Genomic DNA, 20,844 nt, shown 5'->3' with positions numbered 1-20,844 from the left:
CGTCGTCCCCGGCGGACCGCGAGCGGCTCCGACGAGGGTGCGACGCGTCGACCACTCGTGACGGCTGTGACGGGCCTGCCCGTCCGGTTCTACTGAGGTCCGCCGACGCCCGCTGGTGCGGGGCTCGTCGGACCCGTTCTTCCGGAGGCTCCCCGGTGATGGCCGGATCGGTGCCTGTCCGCCCAGGGTAGCCCAGCGACGCCGCGGGCGACCCCGGGCGTGCGGCACACTCCTGGCGTGACCCTCCCGATCTCCCGCGGCCGCCCCGTGGTGCTGCTCGATCTCGACGGGACGCTCAGCGAGTCGGCGCCGGGCATCACGGCGAGCCTGGCTGCGGCGTACCGCGACCTCGCCCTGCCCGTCCCGGACGCGGCGGTGCTGCGCTCGTTCGTCGGCCCGCCCCTGACCGCGAGCTTCCGCACGCACGGCGTGCCGGAACCGCTGGTCGCCGACCTGCTCGCGGCCTACCGGAGGCACTACGACGCCGGCGGGCTGCGGGACACGCGCGTCTACCCCGGGGTGCGCGACGCGCTCGCCACGTTGCGTGCCGCCGGCTGCACCCTGCTCGTCGCCACCTCCAAGCCGCGCGTCCGCGCGCTGCCGGTGTGCGCGCACCTCGGGCTCGACGGGCTGCTTGACGGGGTGTTCGCCGCACCCGACGACGAGGCCTCGACCAGCAAGGCCGACGTGGTGGCCGCGGCGCTCGCGAGCGCGACCGACGCCGGGACGGACCGGCGACCGGCGGTCATGGTCGGCGACCGGGTGTTCGACGTGGCCGGCGCGCACGCCAACGGCATCCCGTGCGTCGGCGTGGCGTGGGGCTACGCCGAGCCCGCCGAGCTCGCGGACGCCGACGCCGTCGTCCGGGACCCGGCGGACCTCGCGCGCACCGTGCTCGACCTGCTGCGCGCCGCCTGAGCCGCACTTCGGGCCGGCTCGCTGCGGATGAGAGGATCCGCCGGGTGACGAGCGTGGCGCTGCTGGACCTGGACGGGACCCTCATCGACTCGGCGGACGGGGTGGTCGCCGCGCTCCGCGACGGCTTCGTCGAGGCCGGCCTGGACGCGCCGGACGACGCGGTCCTGCGGACGTTCATCGGGCCGCCCGTGCACGACTCCGTGCGGCGGGTGGGCGTGCCGGCGGACCTGCACGACGCCGTCGTCGCGGGGTACCAGCGCGCGTTCGGCGAGCGCGGCAACCTCATGTCGCACGTCTTCGACGGCATCCCCGAGGCGCTCGCCGACCTCCGTGCCGCGGGCGTGCGCCTCGTCGTCGCGACCGCCAAGCCGTACCGGTTCGCCGTTCCCGTGCTCGAGCACCTGGGGCTGGCTCCGCTCGTGGACGGCGTCGTCGGCGCACCGGACGACGAGAGCGAGTCCAAGGGCGGCATCATCGGCCGCGCGCTCGCCTCGCTCCCGGCCGGCAGCCGCGCGGTGATGGTCGGTGACCGGGAGCACGATGTCGCGGGCGCCGCCGAGCACGGGCTCGACTGCATCGGCGTGCTGTGGGGCTTCGGCGACCGGGAGGAGCTCGAGGGCGCAGGTGCCGCCGCGCTCGTCGGGTCGCCCGGCGACCTCGTCGGGACGGTGCTGGCGCGACTCGACCGCTGACCCTTCCGCAGGCTGCGCGCCGGCTTGCGGTTGACGCGACGTCAACCTCTACCGTGGCGTGCGTCGCCACGGAAGGAGGAGCGGTGGACGCGTCCATCCAGGAGGTCGCCCGGCTGACGGGCACCACGAGCCGGACCCTGCGGCACTACGACGCGGTCGGGCTGGTGCCGCCGAGCCGGGTCTCCGCAGGAGGCACCCGGTGGTACGACGAGACCGCGCTCGTCCGCCTGCAGCGCGTCCTGCTGCTGCGCGAGCTGGGCCTCGGCCTGGCCGAGATCGGCCGGGTCCTGGACCGCGAGCACGACGAGGCGACCGCGCTGCGCCGCCACCTGCGGTGGTTGCGCGCCGAGCAGGACCGGCTGGCGCGTCTGGTCGCGTCGGTCGAGCGCACGCTCACGGCACGAGAGAGCGCACGAGAAGGCGCACGAGGAACCGCACGAGAGGAAGGAGCCGGTCTCATGGCCGAGGAGATGTTCGACGGGTTCGACCACACCCAGTACCGGCAGGAGGTCGAGGAGCGCTGGGGCCAGGACGCGTACGCGACGTCCGACGCCTGGTGGCGCGGCATGGACGACGGCGAGCGCACCGCGTGGCAGAAGCGCGCGGCACGGCTGTCCGCGGACTGGCGCGCCGCGGCGGAGTCGGGCACCGACCCCGCGTCCGACGAGGCGCAGGCGCTGGCCGCGCGCCACGTCGCGTGGCTGACCGCGATCCCCGGGACGCCCGGGCACGGCATCGGCTCGCCGGTCGCGTACGTCCTGGGCCTCGCCGACATGTACGTCGCCGACCCGCGCTTCGCGGCGGGCTACGGCGGCGCTCCGGGCGCGACCTTCGTCCGCGACGCCCTCCGCGCCTGGGCGGCCGCCCGCTCCTGACCGCCCCGGCACCCACCCCCGCCCCGACTCCGTTCCCGTCCCGACTCCGTCCCCGTCCGCGACCCCGCGATGTCTCCGGCTCTGACCGCTCAGAGCCGGAGAGATCACGGGGTCGCGGGTGGGGTCGAGGAAGGGGGGTCAGGTGGGGTGGGAGGCGGTCAGGGTCGCCTGCCAGTCCGCGTAGAGCTCGGCGAACCGCCCGTCGCCGGCGGCGAGCTCGGCCGGGCTGCCGTCCTCGACCACGCGTCCGCCGTCGACGACGAGCACGCGATCGGAGCCCATCACGGTCGAGAGCCGGTGGGCGATGACCACCGCGGTCCGCCCGGCGAGGAGCGTGCGCAGGCCGCGCTGGACCAGCGCCTCGCCCGGCACGTCGAGCGAGCTCGTCGCCTCGTCGAGGATGAGCACGGCCGGGTCCGCGAGGAACGCGCGCGCGAACGAGACGAGCTGCCGCTGGCCGGCGGAGAGCCGCCCGCCGCGCTTGTCCACGTCCGTGTCGTAGCCCTGCGGCATCGCGGCGACGAGCTCGTGCACCCCGACGGCGCGCGCCGCGGCCTCGATCTCCTCGCGGGAGGCGTCCGGACGGCCGAGCGCGATGTTCGCGGCGATCGAGCCGGAGAACAGGTAGGCCTCCTGGGTGACCATCACGACGGCTCGGCGGAGATCGGTCGGGTCGATGCGGCGCACGTCCACGCCGTCGAGCAGGACCGCACCCGTGCGCACGTCGTAGAAGCGCGCGAGCAGCTTGGCGATCGTGGACTTGCCCGCGCCCGTCTCCCCCACCAGCGCGAGCGACTGTCCCGCCGGCACGTGCAGGTCCATGGCCGGCAGGACGCTGGGCCCCGCGCCGTAGCCGAACTCGACGTCCGCGAACCGCACGTCGCCCCGCACGCGCGGCAGCGCGACGGGCTCGGCCGGGTCCGGCACGGTGGGCTCCTCGGCGAGCAGCGCGGACAGCTTCTCCAGCGCCGCGGTCGCCGACTGGAACGAGTTGTAGAACATGCCGATCTGCGCGAGCGGCTGGAAGAACCGCCGCGCGTACAGCACGGCCGCCACGAGCACGCCGACCTCGAGCCCGTCGTCGAGCACGCGCAGGCCACCGACCAGCAGCACCGCCGCGACGGTGACGTTGCCGATGAGCGTGAGCCCGGTGTCGAACACCCCGTTGACCCGGATCGCCTCGGCCGTCGTGCGCCGGTAGTCCTCCGCCTCCGCGCCGTACACCGCGTCGGCCCGGCCCTCCCGGCGGAACGCCTGCACCGCGCGGATGCCCGTCATGGTCTCCACGAAGCGCACGATCACCCGCGCCGCGGCCGTGCGGTTGAGCCGGTACTGACGCTGCGACCGGATCTGGAACCACCGCGTGAGCAGCACGCCCGGCACCACCGCCACCAGCAGCACGAGCCCGCTGCGCGGGTCGAGCCACACGAGCGACGCGGCCGTGAAGACCATCGCGAGCCCGCTCGACGCCAGGGTCGTCACGCCGCCGTCGAGCAGCTCGCGCAGCGCGTCGGTGTCCGAGGTCTGCCGCGAGATGATCCGGCCCGAGGTGTACCGCTCGTGGAACTCGAGGCTGAGCCGCTGCGTGTGCCGGAACAGCCGGCCCCGCAGGTCGAGCAGGATCGCCTGGCTCACCCGCGCCGACGCGCGCACCACCTGCGCCGAGAGCAGACCGCCGCCGAGCGCGAGCACCAGGTACGTGCCCGCCGCCAGCACCAGCGGCGCGGCGTCGTCGTCGTCGGCGAGCGCGGGCAGCGCCGAGTCGATGCCGAACGCGACGAGCGCGGGGCCCGCCACCGCGGCGAGCTGCGCGAGCACGACGAGCGCGACCGTCCACCACGCCGGCCCGGCGACCGGACGGATCAGCGACCCGAGCAGCCGCAGCGACCGGCGCCGCACCGCGCGGGGGTCCTCGCGCTCGTCGTCGGTGACCGTCCCGCGCGGCGCCGCCGCGCGGTCCGCGCCCGTGCCCGCGCTCATCGCCGCACCTCCAGCTTCTCGTCGGCCGTCTCGTCCGCGACCTCCACGACCTCGGACTCCTCGTCCTCGCGGCGCTCCGCCGCCCGGTCGCGGCGCTCGGCCTCGAGCGCCGCCCGCTCGGTGTCCTCGAGCTCGAGGGCCGTCAGGACGTACCGGTAGTGCGCGTGCGTGGCCAGCAGGTCGGCGTGCGCGCCGACGGCGGTGATGCGCCCGTCCTCGAGCACCGCGACGCGGTCCGCGAGCGCGACGGTCGAGGGCCGGTGCGCGACGACGAGCGTCGTGGTCCCCGCGAGCTCCTCCCGCAGCCGGCGCGTGACCTCGGCCTCCGTCGTGACGTCGAGCGCGGACAGCGGGTCGTCGAGCAGCAGGACGCGGGGGCGCACGGCGATGGCTCGCGCGAGGGCGACCCGCTGCCGCTGGCCGCCGGACAGGCTCAGCCCCTCCTCCCCGATCACGGTGTCCAGCCCGTCGGGCAGGTCACGGGCGAACCCCGCCCGCGCCACGTCGAGCGAGCGCTGCAGGAGCGCCTCCGCCTGCTCGGGCGGCAGGTCGTCCGGGGCGCCCATCAGCACGTTCTCGCGCACCGACGCCGAGAACAGGATCGGGTCCTCGAACGCCACGGAGACCGCGGCCCGGAGCTCTGCCCGGGTGAGGTCGCGGACGTCCACCCCGTCGACCCGGACGGCACCGGCCGTCACGTCGTAGAGCCGGGGCACGAGCTGCAGGAGCGTCGTCTTGCCGCTGCCCGTGAGCCCGACCAGCGCGGTCGTCGTGCCCGGCTCGAGCCGCAGGTCGATCCCCGTCAGGATCTCGGTGCCCGCGTCGCGGCCCCGTCCGGGGTGCGCGAACCGCACGTCGGCCAGCTCGACGAGCGACCCGCCGCCGGGCGGCGCAGACAGGCGCGCGGGCTCGTCCGGGTCCTGGACGGCGGGGACGGTGTCGATGACCTGGACGAACCGCTCCGTGGCGGCGCGCGCGTCGAGGGTCATCGCGAGCAGCTGACCGAGCCGCTCGACGGGCGCGTTGACGATCGCGGCCGTCGCGAAGAAGGCGACCAGCGCGCCGACGGACACGTCACCGCGCGCGGCCAGCACGACGCCGATCGCGAGCGAGACGGCCAGGACGGCCTCGGGGATCGCCCCGAGCGCGAAGGTCACGCGCGACTGCGTGCGGGCCTTGGCGACCTCGGTCGCCCGGAGCGCGTCCGCCTGCCGCACGAAGTCGCCGAGGGCGTCCTCGCCGCGGCCGAAGGCCTTGAGCACCCGGATGCCGTGCACGGACTCCTCGACGGTCGTCGCCAGGTCACCCGCCTGGTCCCGCGCGCGCCGGGCGACCACCCGGTAGTCGCGCCGGAACCGGAAGCCCAGCCAGACCATCGGCACCGCGCCCGCGAGGTAGACGAGCCCGAGCACCGGCGCGGTCGCGATCATGAGGCCGACCCCGACGACCACGGTCGTCGCGCTCACGCAGAGCATCACGAGGCCGAACACCATCCACCGCCGCACCGTGGACAGGTCGCTCATCGAGCGGGACAGCAGCTGCCCGCCCGACCAGCGGTCGTGGAACTCGACGGGCAGGTCCAGCAGGCGACGGAACAGGTCCCGCCGCATGGCCAGCTCGACGTTGGTCCCGGGCGTGAGGATCAGCGCCCGGCGGCACCAGACGAGGAACGCCTCGAGCGCGCCCAGCAGCAGCACCAGCCCCGCCGCCTCGACGACCCCCGTCCGGGACCCGCTGGTCAGCAGGGGGCCGTTGACGACCGCGCGGAGCACCTGCGGGACGGCGAGGGCGAGCAGGCTCGCGCCGAGCGCCGTCAGCCCGCCGAGGACGATGCGGGGCAGGGCGGGGCGGCCCCAGGCGACCAGGCGGAGCAGGACGCTGGTGGTGGACGCCGTGCGCTGGGGGGCCGTGCGGGGCGACGAGCCGGAGGGCTGGGGAGCGGGGGTGGGCGAGAGTCGCGGTGTGCGGGGTGGATCTGAGGGCACCCGATCACCCTACGACCGTCCGCCGACAGCGCTCGTCGGGCAGGCTCGTCGGGCAGGCTCAGACGCCCGTGCGCGCGATCGTCGTGTTGTTCGCCTGCGCGCGCGGACGCACGACGAGCAGGTCCACGTTGACGTGCGCGGGCCGCGCGAGCGTCCACGCGATGGCCTCGGCGACGTCCTCGGCAACGAGCGGCTGGTACCCCTCGTAGACCTTGGCGGCCCGCTCGGCGTCCCCGTCGAAGCGCACGAGCGAGAACTCCTCCGTCGCGACCGCGCCGGGCGCGACCTCGATGACGCGGATCGGCTCGCCGACGATCTCCCAGCGCAGCGTCGTGGCGAGCATGCGCTCGGCGTGCTTGGCGCCGGTGTAGCCCGCGCCCCCCGGGTAGGCCCCGTGGGCCGCGGTGGACGTCACGACGACGACGTCGCCCTGGCCGCGCTCGCGCAGCAGCGGCAGCAGACCCTGCGTGACCCGGAGCGTGCCGAGGACGTTGAGCTCGAACATCGCCCGCCACTGGTCCAGGTCGCCGTCCTCGACGGTGTCCTGGCCCAGCGCACCGCCCGCGTTGTTGACCACCGCGTCCAGCCCGCCCGTGGACCGCACGTGCGCGACGAGCGCCGCGACGTCCTCGTCGGACGTCACGTCGGCCACGAACGTCTCGGCGCCCGTCTCCTGCGCGAGCGCGGCCAGCCGGTCGGCCCGCCGCGCCGTGGCCAGCACGTCCCAGCCCTCCGCGCGCAGCAGGCGGACCGTGGCCGCGCCGATCCCGGACGACGCGCCGGTGACGACGGCGCGCCGGTGGCGGCCGTGGACGGTGCTGCTCATGCCTGCTCCTCGACTGTGTCCCGCGGGCGTCCAGCCCGCACGAGCACGCTACGACACCGACCCCACCCCACCCCCACCCAGACCCCCGACCCCCACCCAGACCCCCCGACCCCCAACCCGGCGCGGACCCCGGCCCGACCCGACCCGACCCCACAACCACCCCGCCGAGAACGCCTTCCCTCCGGCTCTCAACGGCCAGACCCTGAGGGAAGGCGTTCTCGGCGGCAGGTGGCGGGGTCGGGCGGGGTGGCGGGGTGGGGCGGGGGCGGGGTCGGGCGGGGGTCGGCGGGGGCGGGGGGCGGGGGGGTTGGTTTGCTGTGGGGCGGCGGCGTCCTTAGGGTGGCGGCGGAACCTCGGTCGGACGTTCGACCAGGTCGCACCGGCCTCGACTGGGACGGTCCTCCGCGGCGCGACGTGCGCCGGCACCCGTCCCTCTCCACCTTCCCGCGCCCGACGGCGTGCGCGGCGCGTCGCCCACCGGAGGACCGATGCCCACGCCCGTGCGCCACCCGCTCCACCCGCTCCGACGGCGCCGCCAGCGCCGGCTGGTGCCCGCCGCGACCGTCCTGGCGGTCGGCGCCGTGCTGACGCTCAGCGCGTGCGGCGATGACACGCCCGACGCCGACACCACGCCGGCCGCCGCCGGGCCGACCGCCATCGCGTCCGTTGCCGCCGCCGACTACCCCGTCACGGTCGACAACTGCGGCACCGAGGTGACGTTCGACTCCGCCCCGCAGCGCATCCTCGCGGTCAAGTCCTCGACGGCGGAGATGGTGGCCGCGCTCGGGGCGGCCGACCGCCTCGTCGGGACCGCGTTCAGCGACGGGCCCCCGCCGGAGGACCTGGCCGCAGCCCTCGCCGACGTCCCCGTCGTCTCGGACAAGGTGCCGGGCCAGGAGGCGACGCTCGCGCTCGAGCCGGACCTGGTCTACGGCGGCTGGGAGTCGACGTTCTCGGCCGACGGCGCGGGCGAGCGGGACACGCTGGCGGGCTACGGGATCGCGACCTACGTCTCGCCCTCGGCGTGCAAGGAGCCCGGCTACCAGCCGGACCCGCTGACGTTCGACGACGTGTACGACGAGATCCGCGAGGCCGGGGCGGTGCTCGGCGAGCCGGCCGCGGCGGAGACGGTCGTCGCCGAGCAGCAGTCCACGCTCGCCGCCGTCGAGCCTGCGGACGGGCAGACCGTCGTCTGGTGGTCGTCGGGCACCGACACGCCGTACGTGGGGGCGGGGATCGGGGCGCCCGAGATGATGCTCGAGGCGGCCGGACTGACCAACGTCTTCGCCGACGTGCGGGACACGTGGACCTCGGTGGGCTGGGAGGAGGTCGTCGCGGCCGACCCCGACGTCCTCGTGCTGGTGGACTCGGTGTGGAACTCCGCCGACGACAAGAAGGCCGCGCTCGCCGCCAACCCCGCCACCGCCGCGCTGCGCGCGGTGCAGGACGAGCGCTACGTCGTCGTGCCGTTCGCGGCCACGGAGGCAGGCGTGCGCAACGCCGACACCGTGGCCACGCTCGTCGACCAGGTCGCCGCGCTGGGCTCCTGACCGTGCCGACCCCCGCAGCCGTCCCGGTGCGGCGCCCGCCGCTCACGCTGCTGCTGGGGGTGGGCGGTGCGCTGCTCGTCGCGAGCCTGCTCGTGGCCGTCACCGTGGGACCCGCCGGGCTGGGCGTCGGCGAGGTCGCGCGGGTGATCGGCAGCCACCTCGGGGTGGGCGGCGACGTCCCGCCGCTGCACGACGCGATCGTCTGGGAGCTCCGCCTCCCCCGCGTGCTGACGGCAGCCGCCGTCGGGGGCGGCCTCGCGGTGGCCGGGGCCGTCATGCAGTCGCTCACGCGCAACCCGCTCGCGGACCCGTACCTCCTCGGGCTGTCCTCCGGGGCGTCGCTGGGCGCGGTCGCGGTCCTGGTGCTCGGCGTCGCGGTGCTGCTCCCCGTCGCGGCGTTCGTCGGGGCGCTCGCCGCGCTCGTCGCGACCCTCGCGCTCGCCCGCACCGGCGGCTCGGTCACCCCCACGCGCGCCGTGCTCGCGGGGCTCGCCGTCTCCCAGCTCGCCGCCGCCGCCACCTCCTTCGTGGTGTTCTGGACCGCGACGGGCGACTCCTACCGCGAGATCCTGTCCTGGCTCATGGGCTCGCTCGCGGGCGCGACATGGACGTCGGTCGCGATCGCGGGCGGCGCCGCGCTCGTCGTCGGCAGCGTCCTGCTGGGCGCCGCGACGCGGCTCGACGCGTTCACCTTCGGCGACACCGCCGCCGCCGCGCTCGGCATCGACGTGGACCGCACGCGCTGGACGCTCATGACGCTCGTCGCGCTGCTCACCGGCGGGCTGGTGGCCGTGAGCGGTGCGATCGGGTTCGTCGGGCTGGTGCTGCCGCACGGCGTGTCGCCGCTCACCGGCCCGGCGCACCGGCGCCTCCTGCCGGTCGCGGCGCTCACAGGCGCCGTGTTCCTGGTGTGGGCGGACACCCTGGCGCGCACCGTGTTCGCCCCGCGTGAGATCCCGGTCGGCATCGTGACCGCACTCGTCGGGGTGCCGGTGTTCGCGGTGGTGCTGCGGCGCGGACGGGGGACGTCGTGGAGCTGAGGATCGAGGGCGTCGGGGCGCGCCTGGGCGGCCGCTGGGTGGTCGACGGGGTCGACGCCACTCCCCCGCCCGGCGCGCTGACCGGGCTGCTCGGACCCAACGGCGCGGGCAAGACGACCCTGCTCCGGCTGGTCGCCGGGCTGCTCCCGCCAGGTGCGGGAGCGGTGCTCGTCCCGGACGACGAGCACCCGGGCGGGTCGTCAGGCCCCGTGCCCGCGCCTCGGCAGGTGCCCGTGCACACGCTCGACCGGCGACGACGAGCGCGCCGCGTCGCGCTGCTCGAGCAGGAGTCCAGCGCGAGCGTCCCGCTGACGGTGCGTGAGGCGGTCGCGCTCGGCCGCATCCCCTACCGGACGCTGTGGGGCTCGGACCCCGACGAGCGCGCCGTCGACCGCGCGCTGTCCGCCGCGAGCGCCGAGCACCTGGCCGAACGCACGTGGGCGACGCTGTCCGGCGGCGAGCGGCAGCGCGTGCACGTCGCCCGCGCGCTCGCCCAGGAGCCCGAGCTGCTGCTGCTCGACGAGCCGACGAACCACCTCGACGTGTCCGCCCAGCTCTCCCTGCTGGCGTTCGTCCGCGGCCTCGGCGTGACCACGATCGCCGCGCTGCACGACCTCAACCTCGCGGCCGCCTTCTGCCGCCACGTGCTGGTGCTGTCCGACGGTCGCCTGGTCGCCGCCGGCGCCCCCGCCGACGTGCTCACGCCCGCGCTGCTGCGCGAGGTCTACGACGTCGACGCCGAGGTGCTCACCCACCCCCGCACCGGCCACCCGGTCATCGCGCTCTCCCCCGACGAGGCATGACGCGGACCTCCCGGCTCGCCACAGCGCAAGGCAGGATGGACGCATGACGCTCTGGATGACCGGCGACGCCGCCGCGGACGCGCTGCTCGACTCCGACCCGTTCGCGCTCCTGCTCGGCATGCTGCTGGACCAGCAGTACCCGATGGAGGCGGCGTTCGCAGGCCCCGCCAAGATCCTGGACCGCCTCGGGACGCTGGCGCCCGCGGCCGTGGCCGACACCGACCCCGAGTCGTTCGCGGCGCTGTGCGCGACTCCCCCGGCCGTGCACCGGTACCCCGGCTCGATGGCGACGCGCATCCAGGCGGTCGCCCGCGCGGTGGTCGACGAGTACGACGGGGACGTGACGCGGATGTGGACCGAGGGCGACCCCGACGCGGCGACCGTCCTCACGCGGCTGCGCGCGCTGCCGGGCTTCGGCGAGCAGAAGGCGAGGATCTTCCTGGCGCTGCTGGGCAAGCAGCGCGGCGTGCAGCCCGCCGGCTGGCGCGAGGCCGCCGGCGCGTACGGCGAGGAGGGCTCGCGGCGGTCCATCGCGGACGTCACCGACGCGGTGTCGCTGGGTCAGGTGCGCGAGACCAAGAAAGCCGCCAAGGCCGCCGCGAAGGCGGGCTGACGTGCGCCCGGAACTCGTGCTCGCCGCGCTGGGGGCGGCGCTGCTCGTCTCGTCGTGCGGGGCCTCCGAGGACGACACGGCCGGCTACGGGCACGTCGAGGTGACCGACCTGCGCGAGGACGCGACCGCGCACTTCACCGCCGAGAGCGCGGTGGTCGCCGCGCGCCTGGTGCTGCGCGACAACGGCTGCGTGAACGTCGAGATCGACGGGACCGAGCACGTGCCGCTGTGGCCGGAGGGCACGCGCGTCGAGCAGGACGGCGACGACCTGGACCGGTACGAGGTCGAGCTGAGCAACGGGTTCGTGCTCGCCGTCGCCGGCGCGCACGGGGACGCGTTCACGGCCAACGGCGTCGTCGACTCCGCGTCGGTCCCGCTGACCAGCGACGACGAGGGCGGCAAGGTCGGCAGCCTCGTCGGGTACTGCGAGGCCACGGGCGCGCCCGTGGCGTTCTTCGACGCCGCGTCGTTCGAGCACGTCGACGCCTGACGGCTCGCTACAGCGCCGCCTTGGCCGCGAGCACGCGCTGGAACGCGGCGTCGACCTGGGCGGCGAAGTCCGGGTCCACCTGGGCCTGATGGACGACGGCCCGCACCATCTCCGGTGCGACGTCCGGCACCTTCGAGACCAGCACGACGTCGACGCCGGCGGCGATCGCGGCGATCGCCCGGTCCGCCGGGGACCACGCCGCGACCTGCTCGGCGCCCGAGAGGTCGTCGGTGATGACCAGGCCGTCGAACCCGAGCCGGCCGCGCAGGAGGCCGCCGACCACCGCGCTCGAGAACGCCGCCGGGGCGCCGGGGTCGATCAGGCTGTAGACCGCCGTCGAGACCATGACCGACTCGGCGCCCGCGGCGATCCCCGCGGCGAAGACCTGCACCTCGGGCCCGTCGCTCGTCGTGACGTCGTCGGTGACCCCGGCAGTGGTGTCGGTGTTCGCGGTGACGTGGCCGAGGCCCGGGAAGTGCTTGATCGACGACGCGACGCCCGCGTCCCGCAGGCCGACGGCGAACGCGTTCGCGTGCGCCGTGACCGACGCCGCGGTCGTGCCGTAGTTGCGGCCGAGCGCACCGACGGGCGGGTTGTCCTGCTCGGTGCCGGGCGGCACCAGGTCCATCACCGGCGCCAGGTCGAGGTCGACCCCGACGCCCGCGAGCTGCCGGCCCCACGCGCCCGCCTGCTCACGCAGTTCCGCGGGGTCCCAGGTGGCCTGCTCGGTGGCCGCCGGGATGTCGGCGAACCCTGGGCCGCGCAGCACCTGCACGGTGCCGCCCTCCTGGTCGGTCGCGACCAGCAGGGGGACGTCGTTGGTCGTCTCCGGCCCGACGAGCGCGGTGTAGCGCGCGACGAGCGCCGCGACCGCGTCGGCACCCGCCTGCGTGCGCCCGTGCAGGAAGACGTTCCCGACGTGCTCGTCGACGATCGACGACCGGCTGACGTCGGCCGGGTCGGTGACGTCGACGCCGACCATGAACAGCTGGCCGACCTTCTGCTCGAGGGTCCAGCCGTCGTCGGGATCGGTCGGGTCCGACGTGGGGGTGGGCGTCGGGTCCGGGCTCGGCGTCGCGACCGGGCTCGGCGCGCCGCTCGTGGTGCCGCCCGACGCGGCCGGCGACGGCCCACCCGCGTCCCGCGCCAGCACCACCGCGGCGAAGGTCACCGCCACGCACACCAGCACCACCGCGCCGGCCATCGCCCACCTCTGCACCCGGGTCACCCGGCCATCGTCGCCTACGGCGCGGCGTCGCCGCAGGTCGCGCGCCGCGATGACAGGCTCGACGCATGATCGTCGTGACCACCGAGACCGTCGCAGGCCACCGCATCCGCACGACCCTCGGCGAGGTGCTGGGCGTCACGAGCGTCAACGTCCGTGCGGGCATCACCTTCGCCGGCTCGTTCGGCGCGTCCGCGCGCGACGAGCTGCCCGACCTCACCCAGGTCCTCTACGCCACCCGGCGCGAGGCGATCGCCCGCATGGTCCACGAGGCGGTGCAGCGGGGTGCGAACGCGGTCGTCGGGATGCGGCACGACGTGGGCGAGGTCGGCGAGTTCCGCGAGGTCTGCGTCTACGGGACCGCGGTCGTCATCGAGCCCGCGGACGCGTGACGAGCGCGCACCTAGCCCGTCGGCTCGTCGCCGCCCTGCTCGCCGAGCGCGTCCTTCCAGCCCTGCGCGTACGCCTCGGCGCTGCCCTGCCGGAACATGTCCTGCTCCCCGAGCCGGACCAGCACGCGCGCGCCCGGCCCGTCCTCGTCGAGGACGTGGTCGGCCAGGCCACGCACCACCGCGAGCGGGCGGCCCGCCGCCTTGCCCTTGACCAGCTCGGCAGCCGCGGCGACCTCGTCGGCCACCGCCGTCACGGTCATGGTCAGCGGTCGGCCGTGCGAGTCGGTCTCGCCGCGCAGGTCGTCGAGCACGCGCACACCGGCGGCGCCGATGGCGATGTCGGTGACGCCGTCCCGCCACGGCCGCCCGGCGGTGTCCGTGACCAGCACACCGACGCGCACGCCGAACGCCGCGGCGACGCCCGCCCGCAGCGCGCGGGCACTGGCGTCGGGGTCGACGGGCAGCAGCAGGACGGTGCCCTGCGGGGTGTTGCTCGCGTCCACCCCGGCCGCGGCCATGACCAGGCCGAGCCGGTTCTCGACGATGCGGGTCACCCCGCCGGGGTGCTCGCGCGTGGCGACCACCCGCACCGTCTCGTCGGTGATCGCCTGCTCGCGGTCGTCGGCCGCGACCACGCGACCCTCCGCCTTGGACACGACCTTCGACGTCAGGACGAGCAGGTCGCCGTCCGCGAGCGCGCGGTCCGGGTGCGCCCGCGCGTCGTCGGCCAGGAGCCCGACGAGCAGCGCGACCAGGTCGTCGCCCGGGACGACCTCCCGCAGCCCGTCCGGCGCCCAGACCCGCAGCTCGGTCACCGGACGAGCTTCGGCAGCACGTGCTCGCCGAAGGTCTCGATCCACTCGCGCTGGTTGCGCCCCACGTTGTGCAGGTAGATGCGGTCGAACCCGAGGTCGACGTACTTCTGGATCTCGGCGCGGTGCTTGTCCGGGTCGCTGGAGATGACCATGCGCCCCTCGAAGTCCTCCGGCCGGACCAGCTTGGCCATCTGCTCGAACTCGAACGGCGAGCGGATGTCCGCCTTCGGGAACTTCATGCCGCCGTTGGGCCACTCGTGCATCGCGTTCGCGAGCGCCTCCTCGTCGGTGGCGGCCCAGGACATGTGCACCTGCAGCACCTTGGGCAGCGACTCGGGGTCCCGCCCGGACTCGCGCACGCCCTCGTGGAACCGGCCGAACAGCCCTTCGATCTTCTCGAGCGGGGCCCCCACGGTGATGAGGCCGTCGGCGTGGCGCCCGGCGCGCTTGGCCGTGATGGGTCCGGCGGTCGCGACGAGGATCGGCGGCGCCTCCTCCGGCATGGTCCACAGCCGGGTCGACTCCATCGTGTAGAAGTCGCCGCGGTGCTTGACGTCCTTGCCGGCGAGCGAGCCGTGGAAGAGCTTCTTGATGATGTCGATGGCCTCGAACATCCGGTTGATGCGCTCGGGCGCCTCCGGCCAGTACTGGCCGGTGATGTGCTCGTTGAGCGCCTCGCCCGAGCCGAGCCCGAGCCAGTGCCGCCCCGGGTACATGGCGGCCAGGGTCGCGCTCGCCTGGGCGACCATCGCGGGGTGCCAGCGGAACGTCGGCGCGGTGACGCCCGGCCCCATGTCGCCCGTCGTCCGCTCGCCGACCGCGGTCAGCACGTTCCAGACGAAGCTCGCCTGGCCCTGCGCGGGCACCCAGGGCTGGAAGTGGTCGGCGGCCATCACCCCGGAGAAGCCGTGCTGCTCGGCGTACGCCGAGAGCTCGACCGCCTCCGTCGGGTGGAACTGCTCGAGCATCGCCGCGTACCCGACCGTCAGACCGGCCGCGGTCACTCCCGACCCCACACCATCCGTCGTCCCCGCCACGCAGCGTCCCTCGTCCCTGTGCTCGCGCACCGCTCGTCGTCCTGCTCGTCGCTCGACCCTAACCCCGTGCGCGCCGCACGGGAGGTCGGGGCCGTGCCGGCCGGTGGTGCGCCCGGATGGCGTGTCCGGATGGCGCGCCCGGATGGCGCGTCCGGGTGGGGCGTCCGGATGGTGCGTCCGGGTGGCGCACCGGCTGGTACGACCGGACCGGCCGGGCGACGTCGTCAGGCGGAGTGCGCCCGGTCGCCCAGCGCCGGCAGCGCCGCGGTGTGCAGCCACGCGTCGAACAGGTCGCCGAGCGGCCGCCCCACCGCCGCCTCGGCCTCGGCGACCAGGTCCGCCGTCACCACGGTGCCGAACCGGTGCCGCGCGCTCCACGCCCGCAGCAGCCCGAAGAACGTCGCGTCGCCCGCGGCCAGCCGCAGGGCGTGCAGCGTGAGCGCCCCGCGCTTGTACACCCGGTCGTCGAACATCCGCTCGCGCCCGGGGTCGCCGACCAGGAGGTCCTGCGGCGCGGCGGCGAGGCGGGCGTGGGCGGCGCGCGCCCGCTCGTCGGCGGTCGGTCCGCCCGAGGCCTGCGACCACAGCCACTCGGCGTAGCAGGCGAACCCCTCGTGCAGCCAGATGTCCTGCCAGCGCCGGACGGTCACGCTGTTGCCGAACCACTGGTGCGCGAGCTCGTGCGCCACCAGGCGCTCGGCGCCCCGCCGGCCGTCCACGTGGTTGGACCCGAAGACGCTCATGCCGTGCGCCTCGAGCGGGATCTCGAGCACGTCCGCGGTGACCACGACGGTGTACTCGTCGAACGGGTAGGGCCCGAAGCACTCGACGAAGAGGTCCATCATCTGCGGCTGGCGAGCCAGGTCGTGCGCCACGCGAGCGGCGAGCGCGGGCGGCGCCACCACGTGCTGCGGCACGGGACCGCCGACGAGCGTGGATCGCGTGTACCGGCCGACCTGGACCGTCGCGAGGTACGGCGCGGTCGGCTCGTCGTGCTCGAACTGCCACCGGACCCGGCTGGACCGCACCGTGCGCGCCACCAGCCGCCCGTTGCACGCGACCTCGTACCCCGGGTCCGTGGTCATCGCGATCGAGAAGCTCGCCTTGTCGCCGGGGTGGTCGTGGCAGGGGAACCAGGACGGGGCGCCGTCCGGCTGGCCGGCGACGATCACGCCGTCCTCGAGCTCCTCCCAGCCCACCTCGCCCCACGGGCCGCGGCGCGGCTGCGGGTGACCGGCGTAGGCGACGTCGACGACGAGCGTGGCGCCCGCGGCCACCGGCCGGGCCAGGCGGACGTCCAGGCGCCCGTCGCGGTGGGTCCAGCGCGCGGGCCTGCGGCCGTCGACGAGCACCTCGCCCACCCGCAGCCGCACCAGGTCCAGCGACAGCCGGTCCAGCGCGTGCGTGGCGCGCGCGTGGACGCGGGCGCGGCCGGACAGGCGGTTGCCCGCGACGCGGTAGTCGAGCTCGAGCTCGTACCGCGCGACGTCCAGCCCGCCGTCGACGCGGCCGGGCAGGTACGGGTCGACCGCGCTGACCGTGCTCGATGTGCTCGCTGTGCTCGCTGTGCTCGCTGTGCTCGCTGTGCGCACTGTGCTCCCCGTGCTCATCCCGCGACCGGAGCGACGGGGTTGCCCGTCCACCGCGTCCCCGCGGGGATGTGCTCGCCGCGCAGCACCAGCGACGCCGGCCCCACGCGGGACCCGTCACCGAGCGCCGCCGCGGGCAGCACCACCCCGTGCGGACCGATCCCCGCACCGGTCCCGACCGTCACCGTGTCCATGCTCATCACCCGATCATGGAACAGGTGCGTCTGCAGCACGCAGCCCCGGTTGACGCTCGCGCCGTCGCCGATCCGCACCAGGTCGGCCTCCGGCAGCCAGTAGGTCTCGCACCAGACGCCCCGGCCGATGCGCGCGCCGAGCGTCCGCAGCCACAGCACGAGCGCGGGCGAGCCCGCGGTGGCCGGCCCCAGCCAGGGCACCGCGACGTACTCCACGAACGTGTCGGCGAGCTCGTTGCGCCAGATGAACGAGCTCCACAGCGGGTGGTCGCCCGCCCGCAGCCGGCCCACGAGCAGCCACTTCGCCGCGGTGGCGAGCACGCACGCGACCGCGGCCGCGGCGAGCACGACGAGCCCCGACAGCAGCGCCGCCGCGAGCGTCCCGAACCGGTCCACCACGCCCGCCAGCGCGACGAGCACGGCGGTCCCGAGCGCGAACGTGGCGCACACCGACGCGAACCGGCACACCTCGACGAGCGCGCGTGCCACGCGCAGCCGCGCGGGCGGCTCGAACGTCAGCCCCTGGTCGACCTCGGCGCTGGCACGCCGCAGCCGCACGGGGGGCGAGCCCAGCCACGACGAGCCAGCCTTCGCCTTCTCCGGCGTCGCGGACAGCACCGCGACGAGGCTGCGCTTCGGGACCGTCCGGCCCGGCGCGATCATCCCCGAGTTGCCGAGGAACGCGCGCTTGCCGATGCGCGCCGGCTCGATCCGCAGCCAGCCGTGCCCCAGCTCGTAGGAGCCGACGAGCGTGTCGTCGGCCAGGAACGCACCGTCCCCGACCGACGTCATGGTCGGCAGCAGCAGCACGGTGGAGGCCTCGACGTCGCGCCCGACGTCCGCACCGAGCGCACGTAGCCAGGCGGGCGTGAGGCTGCTCGAGTAGAGCGGGAACAGGGTCGTGCGCGCGTCGTCCATGAGGCGCAGGGTCGCCCACACCTGCCAGCCGGTCCGGCTGCGCACCGCGTGGTACCCCTCGCGCACGCCCAGGCCGAGCAGGCGCGCGCCGGCGAGCGTCGCGGCGGCCAGCACGACGAGCAGGACGAGCGCCCCGAGGGGGCTCGCGAGCAGCAGCCGCCCCGCGGCCTCGCCCCACGACGAGGTGTCCCGCGCGAACGCGGCGACGACGGCCAGGCCGCACGCCGCCGCGAGGACCGGGAGCGCCGCGATCGCGCCCGCCGTCGCGCCGTAGACCGCGGGCCAGGCACGCCCGCGCGGGGCGCGCGCGGACGGCCAGTGCTCGCGCGCCGGCCCCTCGAACGTCGCGGGCGACCCGGTCCACAGCTCGCCCGGCGGCACCGACCCAAGCACGGCGGACCCGGCGGCGATCTCCGCGCCCTGCCCCACGCGTACCCCGGGCGCGAGCGTGCTGCGCGTGCCGACGGTCGCGCGCTTGTCGATCCGCACGCGTCCGAGGTGCAGCACGTCCCCGTCGATCCAGTGCCCGGACAGGTCGACCTCCGGCTCGACCGCGCACCCGTCGCCCAGCGTCAGCAGGCCGGTGACCGGCGGGAACGCGTGCAGGTCCACGTCACGGCCGACCTTGGCGCCCAGCGCCCGCGCGTACACGGCGGTCCACGGCGCGCAGGACAGGTTTCCCGCGCCCGCCGCGGCCGCCCAGCTCTCGACGAACCACAGCCGCAGGTGCACCGAGCCGCCCCGGCGGTACCGGCCCGGACGCACCCCGCGCAGCAGCACGCGCGCCACCAGCACCGTGCTGCCCATCCGGCCGAGCGGGCTGATCAGCGCGAGCCACCCGGCCGCCACCCACCACCACAGCCCGGCGACCTCCGGCAGCCACCCCGCCCAGCCGACGGCACGGGCCACGCCGAGCGCGGCCAGGAGCCAGGTCAGCCAGCGCAGGCCGACGAGCGCGGCGAGCGGCGCCGCGAGCACCCACTGCAGCGCCTGCGTGCTCGTCGGGACGGGCGCGGCCGGGACCTCGTCGCCACCGACCACCGGCTCGAGCTCCTCGAGCCGCCGGGCGAGGTCGGCGAGCCGCGGGTTCTCGTAGACGTCGGCGACGGTGGCGGTGGGGTACCGCTCGCGCAGCGCCGAGACCAGCTGGGCGGCGAGCAGGCTCCCGCCGCCGCTCGCGAAGAAGTCGTCGTCGGGCCCCTGCACGGCGGCTCCCAGCACGGACGTCCAGCGCCGCGCGACCCACTCCTGCGTCGGCGTCAGCCCGGCCACGGGCTCGTCGGAGGCCGCCGCCTGCTCGAGCGGCCACGGCAGGGCGTCGCGGTCGACCTTGCCGGAGCCGCGCGTCGGGATCGTCTCGACGACGGCGAGCAGCGGCACCAGGGCCGCGGGCAGCTCGCCGCGCAGGCGCGTGCGGGCGTCCTCGAGGTCGATCGTCGCGCCGGCCACGGGCGCCAGGTAGCCGACGAGCAGGGCGCTGCCGGACGGTGCGCGGCGGACCGCAGCGGCCGCGCCACCGACCCCGGGCAGCGCCGCCAGCGCCGCGTCGACCTCGCCCAGCTCGATGCGCCGGCCGCCGATCTTGACCTGGTCGTCGGCGCGCCCGACGAACACCAGGCCCTCCGGCTCGTCGCGCACCAGGTCGCCGGACCGGTAGGCGCGGTCCCAGCCCAGCGCGGGCGCGGGCGCGTACTTCTCGGCGTCCTTCGCGGCGTCGAGGTAGCGCGCCAGCCCGACGCCGCCGATCACCAGCTCGCCGGTGCCGCCCGGCTCGACCGGCACGCCGTCGGCGCCCACCACCGCGAGGTCCCAGCCGTCGAGCGCGTGCCCGATCCGTACGGGCCCCTCGCCGGTCATGAGCGCCGCGCACGCGACCACGGTCGCCTCGGTGGGCCCGTAGGTGTTCCACACCTCGCGGCCGGCGCCGACGAGCCGCGCCGCCAGCTCGGGCGGGCACGCCTCGCCACCGAAGATGAGCAGCCGCACGGCCGCGAGCTCCTCGGCCCGCCACAGGCCGGCGAGCGTGGGCACGGTCGAGACCACGGTGACCCGCTGCGCGACCAGCCAGGGCCCCAGGTCCATGCCGGTGCGCACGAGCGCGCGGGGCGCGGGCACCAGGCACGCGCCGTGCGCCCACGCGAGCCACATCTCCTCGCAGCTCGCGTCGAATGCCACCGACAGCCCCGCGAGCACCCGGTCGCCCGGCGCCAGCGGCTCGCGCTGCAGGAACAGCCGCGCCTCGGCGTCGACGAAGGCGGCGGCCGAGCGGTGGGTCACCGCGACCCCCTTGGGCGTGCCGGTGGAGCCGGACGTGAAGATGATCCACGCGTCGTCGTCCAGCGCCGGCGGGCGGACCTGGGTCTGACGAGCGGGCGGCCGCGTCGCCAGGTCGCCCTGCGTCAGCACGCGCGCGACGCGCGCCTCGCGGAACACCGTCCGGGCCCGCTCGTCGGGGTCGTCGACGTCCACCGGGACGTAGGCCGCGCCCGCCGCGAGCACCGCGAGGATCGCGACGTACAGCTCGACGGTGCCGGAGGGGATCCGCACGCCGACCCGGTCCCCCGGCCCGACCCCCGCGACCGCGAGCCCCTGCGCGCCCACCTCGACCGCGCGCGCGAGCTCGCGGTAGGTCAGGACCGTGGAGCCGTCGTCGAGCGCGGGCGCGTCCGGGTAGCGCGCGACCGTGGCCGCGAGCACGTCGACCAGGGTGCGCGCCGGGGGCGCCAGGTGCGCGCGGAGCAACCCCGCGCGGCCCTCGTCGGGCGCGCCGTCCGGGTGACCTGCCTGGCCGTGGACCTGCGTGCCGTCGATGCTCCACCTCCGCGCCGTCGGCCCGCCGGGCCGTAGGCCCGTCCGGCCCGACGGTCGATCCTGTCAGCCTCGCGCGGTGCGGACCGCCGCG

General features: G+C 76.0%; 17 protein-coding genes. 9 read left to right on the top strand and 8 right to left on the bottom strand.

Features of this window, described 5'->3' with window-relative positions:
• Window positions 1-237 precede the first annotated feature (237 nt).
• The 3 genes from KIN34_RS15550 to KIN34_RS15540 all read left to right on the top strand — a co-directional run bounded on the left by KIN34_RS15550 (window position 238) and on the right by KIN34_RS15540 (window position 2,485).
• Complete coding sequence (locus KIN34_RS15550) at window positions 238-918, top strand: HAD hydrolase-like protein (RefSeq protein WP_307858286.1); 681 nt, start codon at window positions 238-240, stop codon at window positions 916-918.
• Window positions 919-962: 44 nt separating this feature from the next.
• Window positions 963-1,610, top strand: coding sequence for an HAD hydrolase-like protein (locus KIN34_RS15545; RefSeq protein ID WP_214352819.1), 648 nt, complete (start codon window positions 963-965; stop codon window positions 1,608-1,610).
• 83 nt (window positions 1,611-1,693) lie between these two features.
• Window positions 1,694-2,485, top strand: coding sequence for a MerR family transcriptional regulator (locus KIN34_RS15540; RefSeq protein WP_214352817.1), 792 nt, complete (start codon window positions 1,694-1,696; stop codon window positions 2,483-2,485).
• Window positions 2,486-2,623: 138 nt separating this feature from the next.
• Here KIN34_RS15540 and KIN34_RS15535 read toward each other — a convergent pair whose 3' ends face one another.
• From KIN34_RS15535 to KIN34_RS15525, 3 genes are read right to left on the bottom strand one after another with little or no spacing between them, the layout of a single operon-like run.
• On the bottom strand, window positions 2,624-4,465 hold the full coding sequence (locus KIN34_RS15535; RefSeq protein WP_214352815.1) for an ABC transporter ATP-binding protein: 1,842 nt from the start codon (window positions 4,463-4,465) through the stop codon (window positions 2,624-2,626).
• Entirely contained in the window at window positions 4,462-6,450 is a 1,989-nt protein-coding gene (locus KIN34_RS15530; RefSeq protein ID WP_372449563.1) for an ABC transporter ATP-binding protein, read from the bottom strand. Before KIN34_RS15530 ends, KIN34_RS15535 begins: the two co-directional genes overlap by 4 nt.
• A gap of 58 nt (window positions 6,451-6,508) precedes the next feature.
• Window positions 6,509-7,276 carry an SDR family oxidoreductase gene (locus KIN34_RS15525; protein WP_214352813.1) on the bottom strand — a complete coding sequence of 256 codons (768 nt, stop codon included), beginning with the start codon at window positions 7,274-7,276 and terminating at the stop codon, window positions 6,509-6,511.
• Window positions 7,277-7,764: 488 nt separating this feature from the next.
• Between KIN34_RS15525 and KIN34_RS15520 the strand changes: the two genes are divergently transcribed.
• The 5 genes from KIN34_RS15520 to KIN34_RS15500 are packed head-to-tail and all read left to right on the top strand — an operon-like array spanning window position 7,765 to window position 11,772.
• Window positions 7,765-8,826: a putative F420-0 ABC transporter substrate-binding protein gene (locus tag KIN34_RS15520; RefSeq protein ID WP_214352811.1), complete on the top strand. Its 1,062-nt coding sequence runs from the start codon at window positions 7,765-7,767 to the stop codon at window positions 8,824-8,826.
• A gap of 2 nt (window positions 8,827-8,828) precedes the next feature.
• A complete protein-coding gene (locus KIN34_RS15515) occupies window positions 8,829-9,866 on the top strand; it encodes a putative F420-0 ABC transporter permease subunit (protein ID WP_372449562.1) in 1,038 nt (345 codons plus the stop codon).
• Window positions 9,857-10,669, top strand: coding sequence for a putative F420-0 ABC transporter ATP-binding protein (locus KIN34_RS15510; RefSeq protein WP_214352809.1), 813 nt, complete (start codon window positions 9,857-9,859; stop codon window positions 10,667-10,669). Before KIN34_RS15515 ends, KIN34_RS15510 begins: the two co-directional genes overlap by 10 nt.
• Window positions 10,670-10,712: 43 nt before the next feature.
• Entirely contained in the window at window positions 10,713-11,282 is a 570-nt protein-coding gene (locus tag KIN34_RS15505; protein ID WP_214352807.1) for an HhH-GPD-type base excision DNA repair protein, read from the top strand.
• 1 nt (window position 11,283) lies between these two features.
• The gene (locus KIN34_RS15500) at window positions 11,284-11,772 is read left to right on the top strand and encodes a hypothetical protein (protein WP_214352806.1); all 489 of its coding nucleotides are present in this window, start codon (window positions 11,284-11,286) and stop codon (window positions 11,770-11,772) included.
• Window positions 11,773-11,779: 7 nt separating this feature from the next.
• Here KIN34_RS15500 and KIN34_RS15495 read toward each other — a convergent pair whose 3' ends face one another.
• The gene (locus KIN34_RS15495) at window positions 11,780-13,000 is read right to left on the bottom strand and encodes a glycoside hydrolase family 3 N-terminal domain-containing protein (RefSeq protein ID WP_307858285.1); all 1,221 of its coding nucleotides are present in this window, start codon (window positions 12,998-13,000) and stop codon (window positions 11,780-11,782) included.
• Between the two features lie 65 nt (window positions 13,001-13,065).
• On the opposite strand from KIN34_RS15495, the gene KIN34_RS15490 reads away from it, so the two are divergent.
• Window positions 13,066-13,389: a heavy metal-binding domain-containing protein gene (locus tag KIN34_RS15490; RefSeq protein ID WP_214352805.1), complete on the top strand. Its 324-nt coding sequence runs from the start codon at window positions 13,066-13,068 to the stop codon at window positions 13,387-13,389.
• 11 nt (window positions 13,390-13,400) lie between these two features.
• On the opposite strand, the gene cofE is transcribed toward KIN34_RS15490, so the two are convergent.
• From cofE to KIN34_RS15470, 4 genes are all read right to left on the bottom strand, one after another.
• Entirely contained in the window at window positions 13,401-14,204 is an 804-nt protein-coding gene (gene cofE / locus KIN34_RS15485) for a coenzyme F420-0:L-glutamate ligase (RefSeq protein WP_214352804.1), read from the bottom strand.
• Window positions 14,201-15,241 (bottom strand): TIGR03557 family F420-dependent LLM class oxidoreductase, encoded by a 1,041-nt coding sequence (locus tag KIN34_RS15480; RefSeq protein WP_372449561.1) that lies wholly within the window; start codon window positions 15,239-15,241, stop codon window positions 14,201-14,203. The genes cofE and KIN34_RS15480 overlap by 4 nt, the downstream gene beginning before the upstream one ends.
• A gap of 224 nt (window positions 15,242-15,465) precedes the next feature.
• Window positions 15,466-16,851 (bottom strand): M1 family metallopeptidase, encoded by a 1,386-nt coding sequence (locus KIN34_RS15475; protein ID WP_214352803.1) that lies wholly within the window; start codon window positions 16,849-16,851, stop codon window positions 15,466-15,468.
• Window positions 16,848-20,639: a Pls/PosA family non-ribosomal peptide synthetase gene (locus KIN34_RS15470; protein WP_307858284.1), complete on the bottom strand. Its 3,792-nt coding sequence runs from the start codon at window positions 20,637-20,639 to the stop codon at window positions 16,848-16,850. The genes KIN34_RS15475 and KIN34_RS15470 overlap by 4 nt, the downstream gene beginning before the upstream one ends.
• Window positions 20,640-20,844 lie beyond the last annotated feature (205 nt).

The organism is Cellulomonas fulva, assembly GCF_018531375.1.
GTDB classification, from domain to species: Bacteria; Actinomycetota; Actinomycetes; order Actinomycetales; family Cellulomonadaceae; genus Cellulomonas; species Cellulomonas fulva.
This window is presented reverse-complemented; position numbering and strand designations above follow the sequence as displayed.

What these genes read in the sequence shown, in the direction of transcription:
- KIN34_RS15535 (WP_214352815.1), bottom strand. Translation starts at nt 4,465, where the DNA reads ATGAGCGCGGGCACGGGCGCGGACCGCGCGGCGGCGCCGCGCGGGACG.
- KIN34_RS15525 (WP_214352813.1), bottom strand. Translation starts at nt 7,276, where the DNA reads ATGAGCAGCACCGTCCACGGCCGCCACCGGCGCGCCGTCGTCACCGGC.
- KIN34_RS15520 (WP_214352811.1), top strand. Translation starts at nt 7,765, where the DNA reads ATGCCCACGCCCGTGCGCCACCCGCTCCACCCGCTCCGACGGCGCCGC.
- KIN34_RS15505 (WP_214352807.1), top strand. Translation starts at nt 10,713, where the DNA reads ATGACGCTCTGGATGACCGGCGACGCCGCCGCGGACGCGCTGCTCGAC.
- KIN34_RS15490 (WP_214352805.1), top strand. Translation starts at nt 13,066, where the DNA reads ATGATCGTCGTGACCACCGAGACCGTCGCAGGCCACCGCATCCGCACG.
- KIN34_RS15475 (WP_214352803.1), bottom strand. Translation starts at nt 16,851, where the DNA reads ATGAGCACGGGGAGCACAGTGCGCACAGCGAGCACAGCGAGCACAGCG.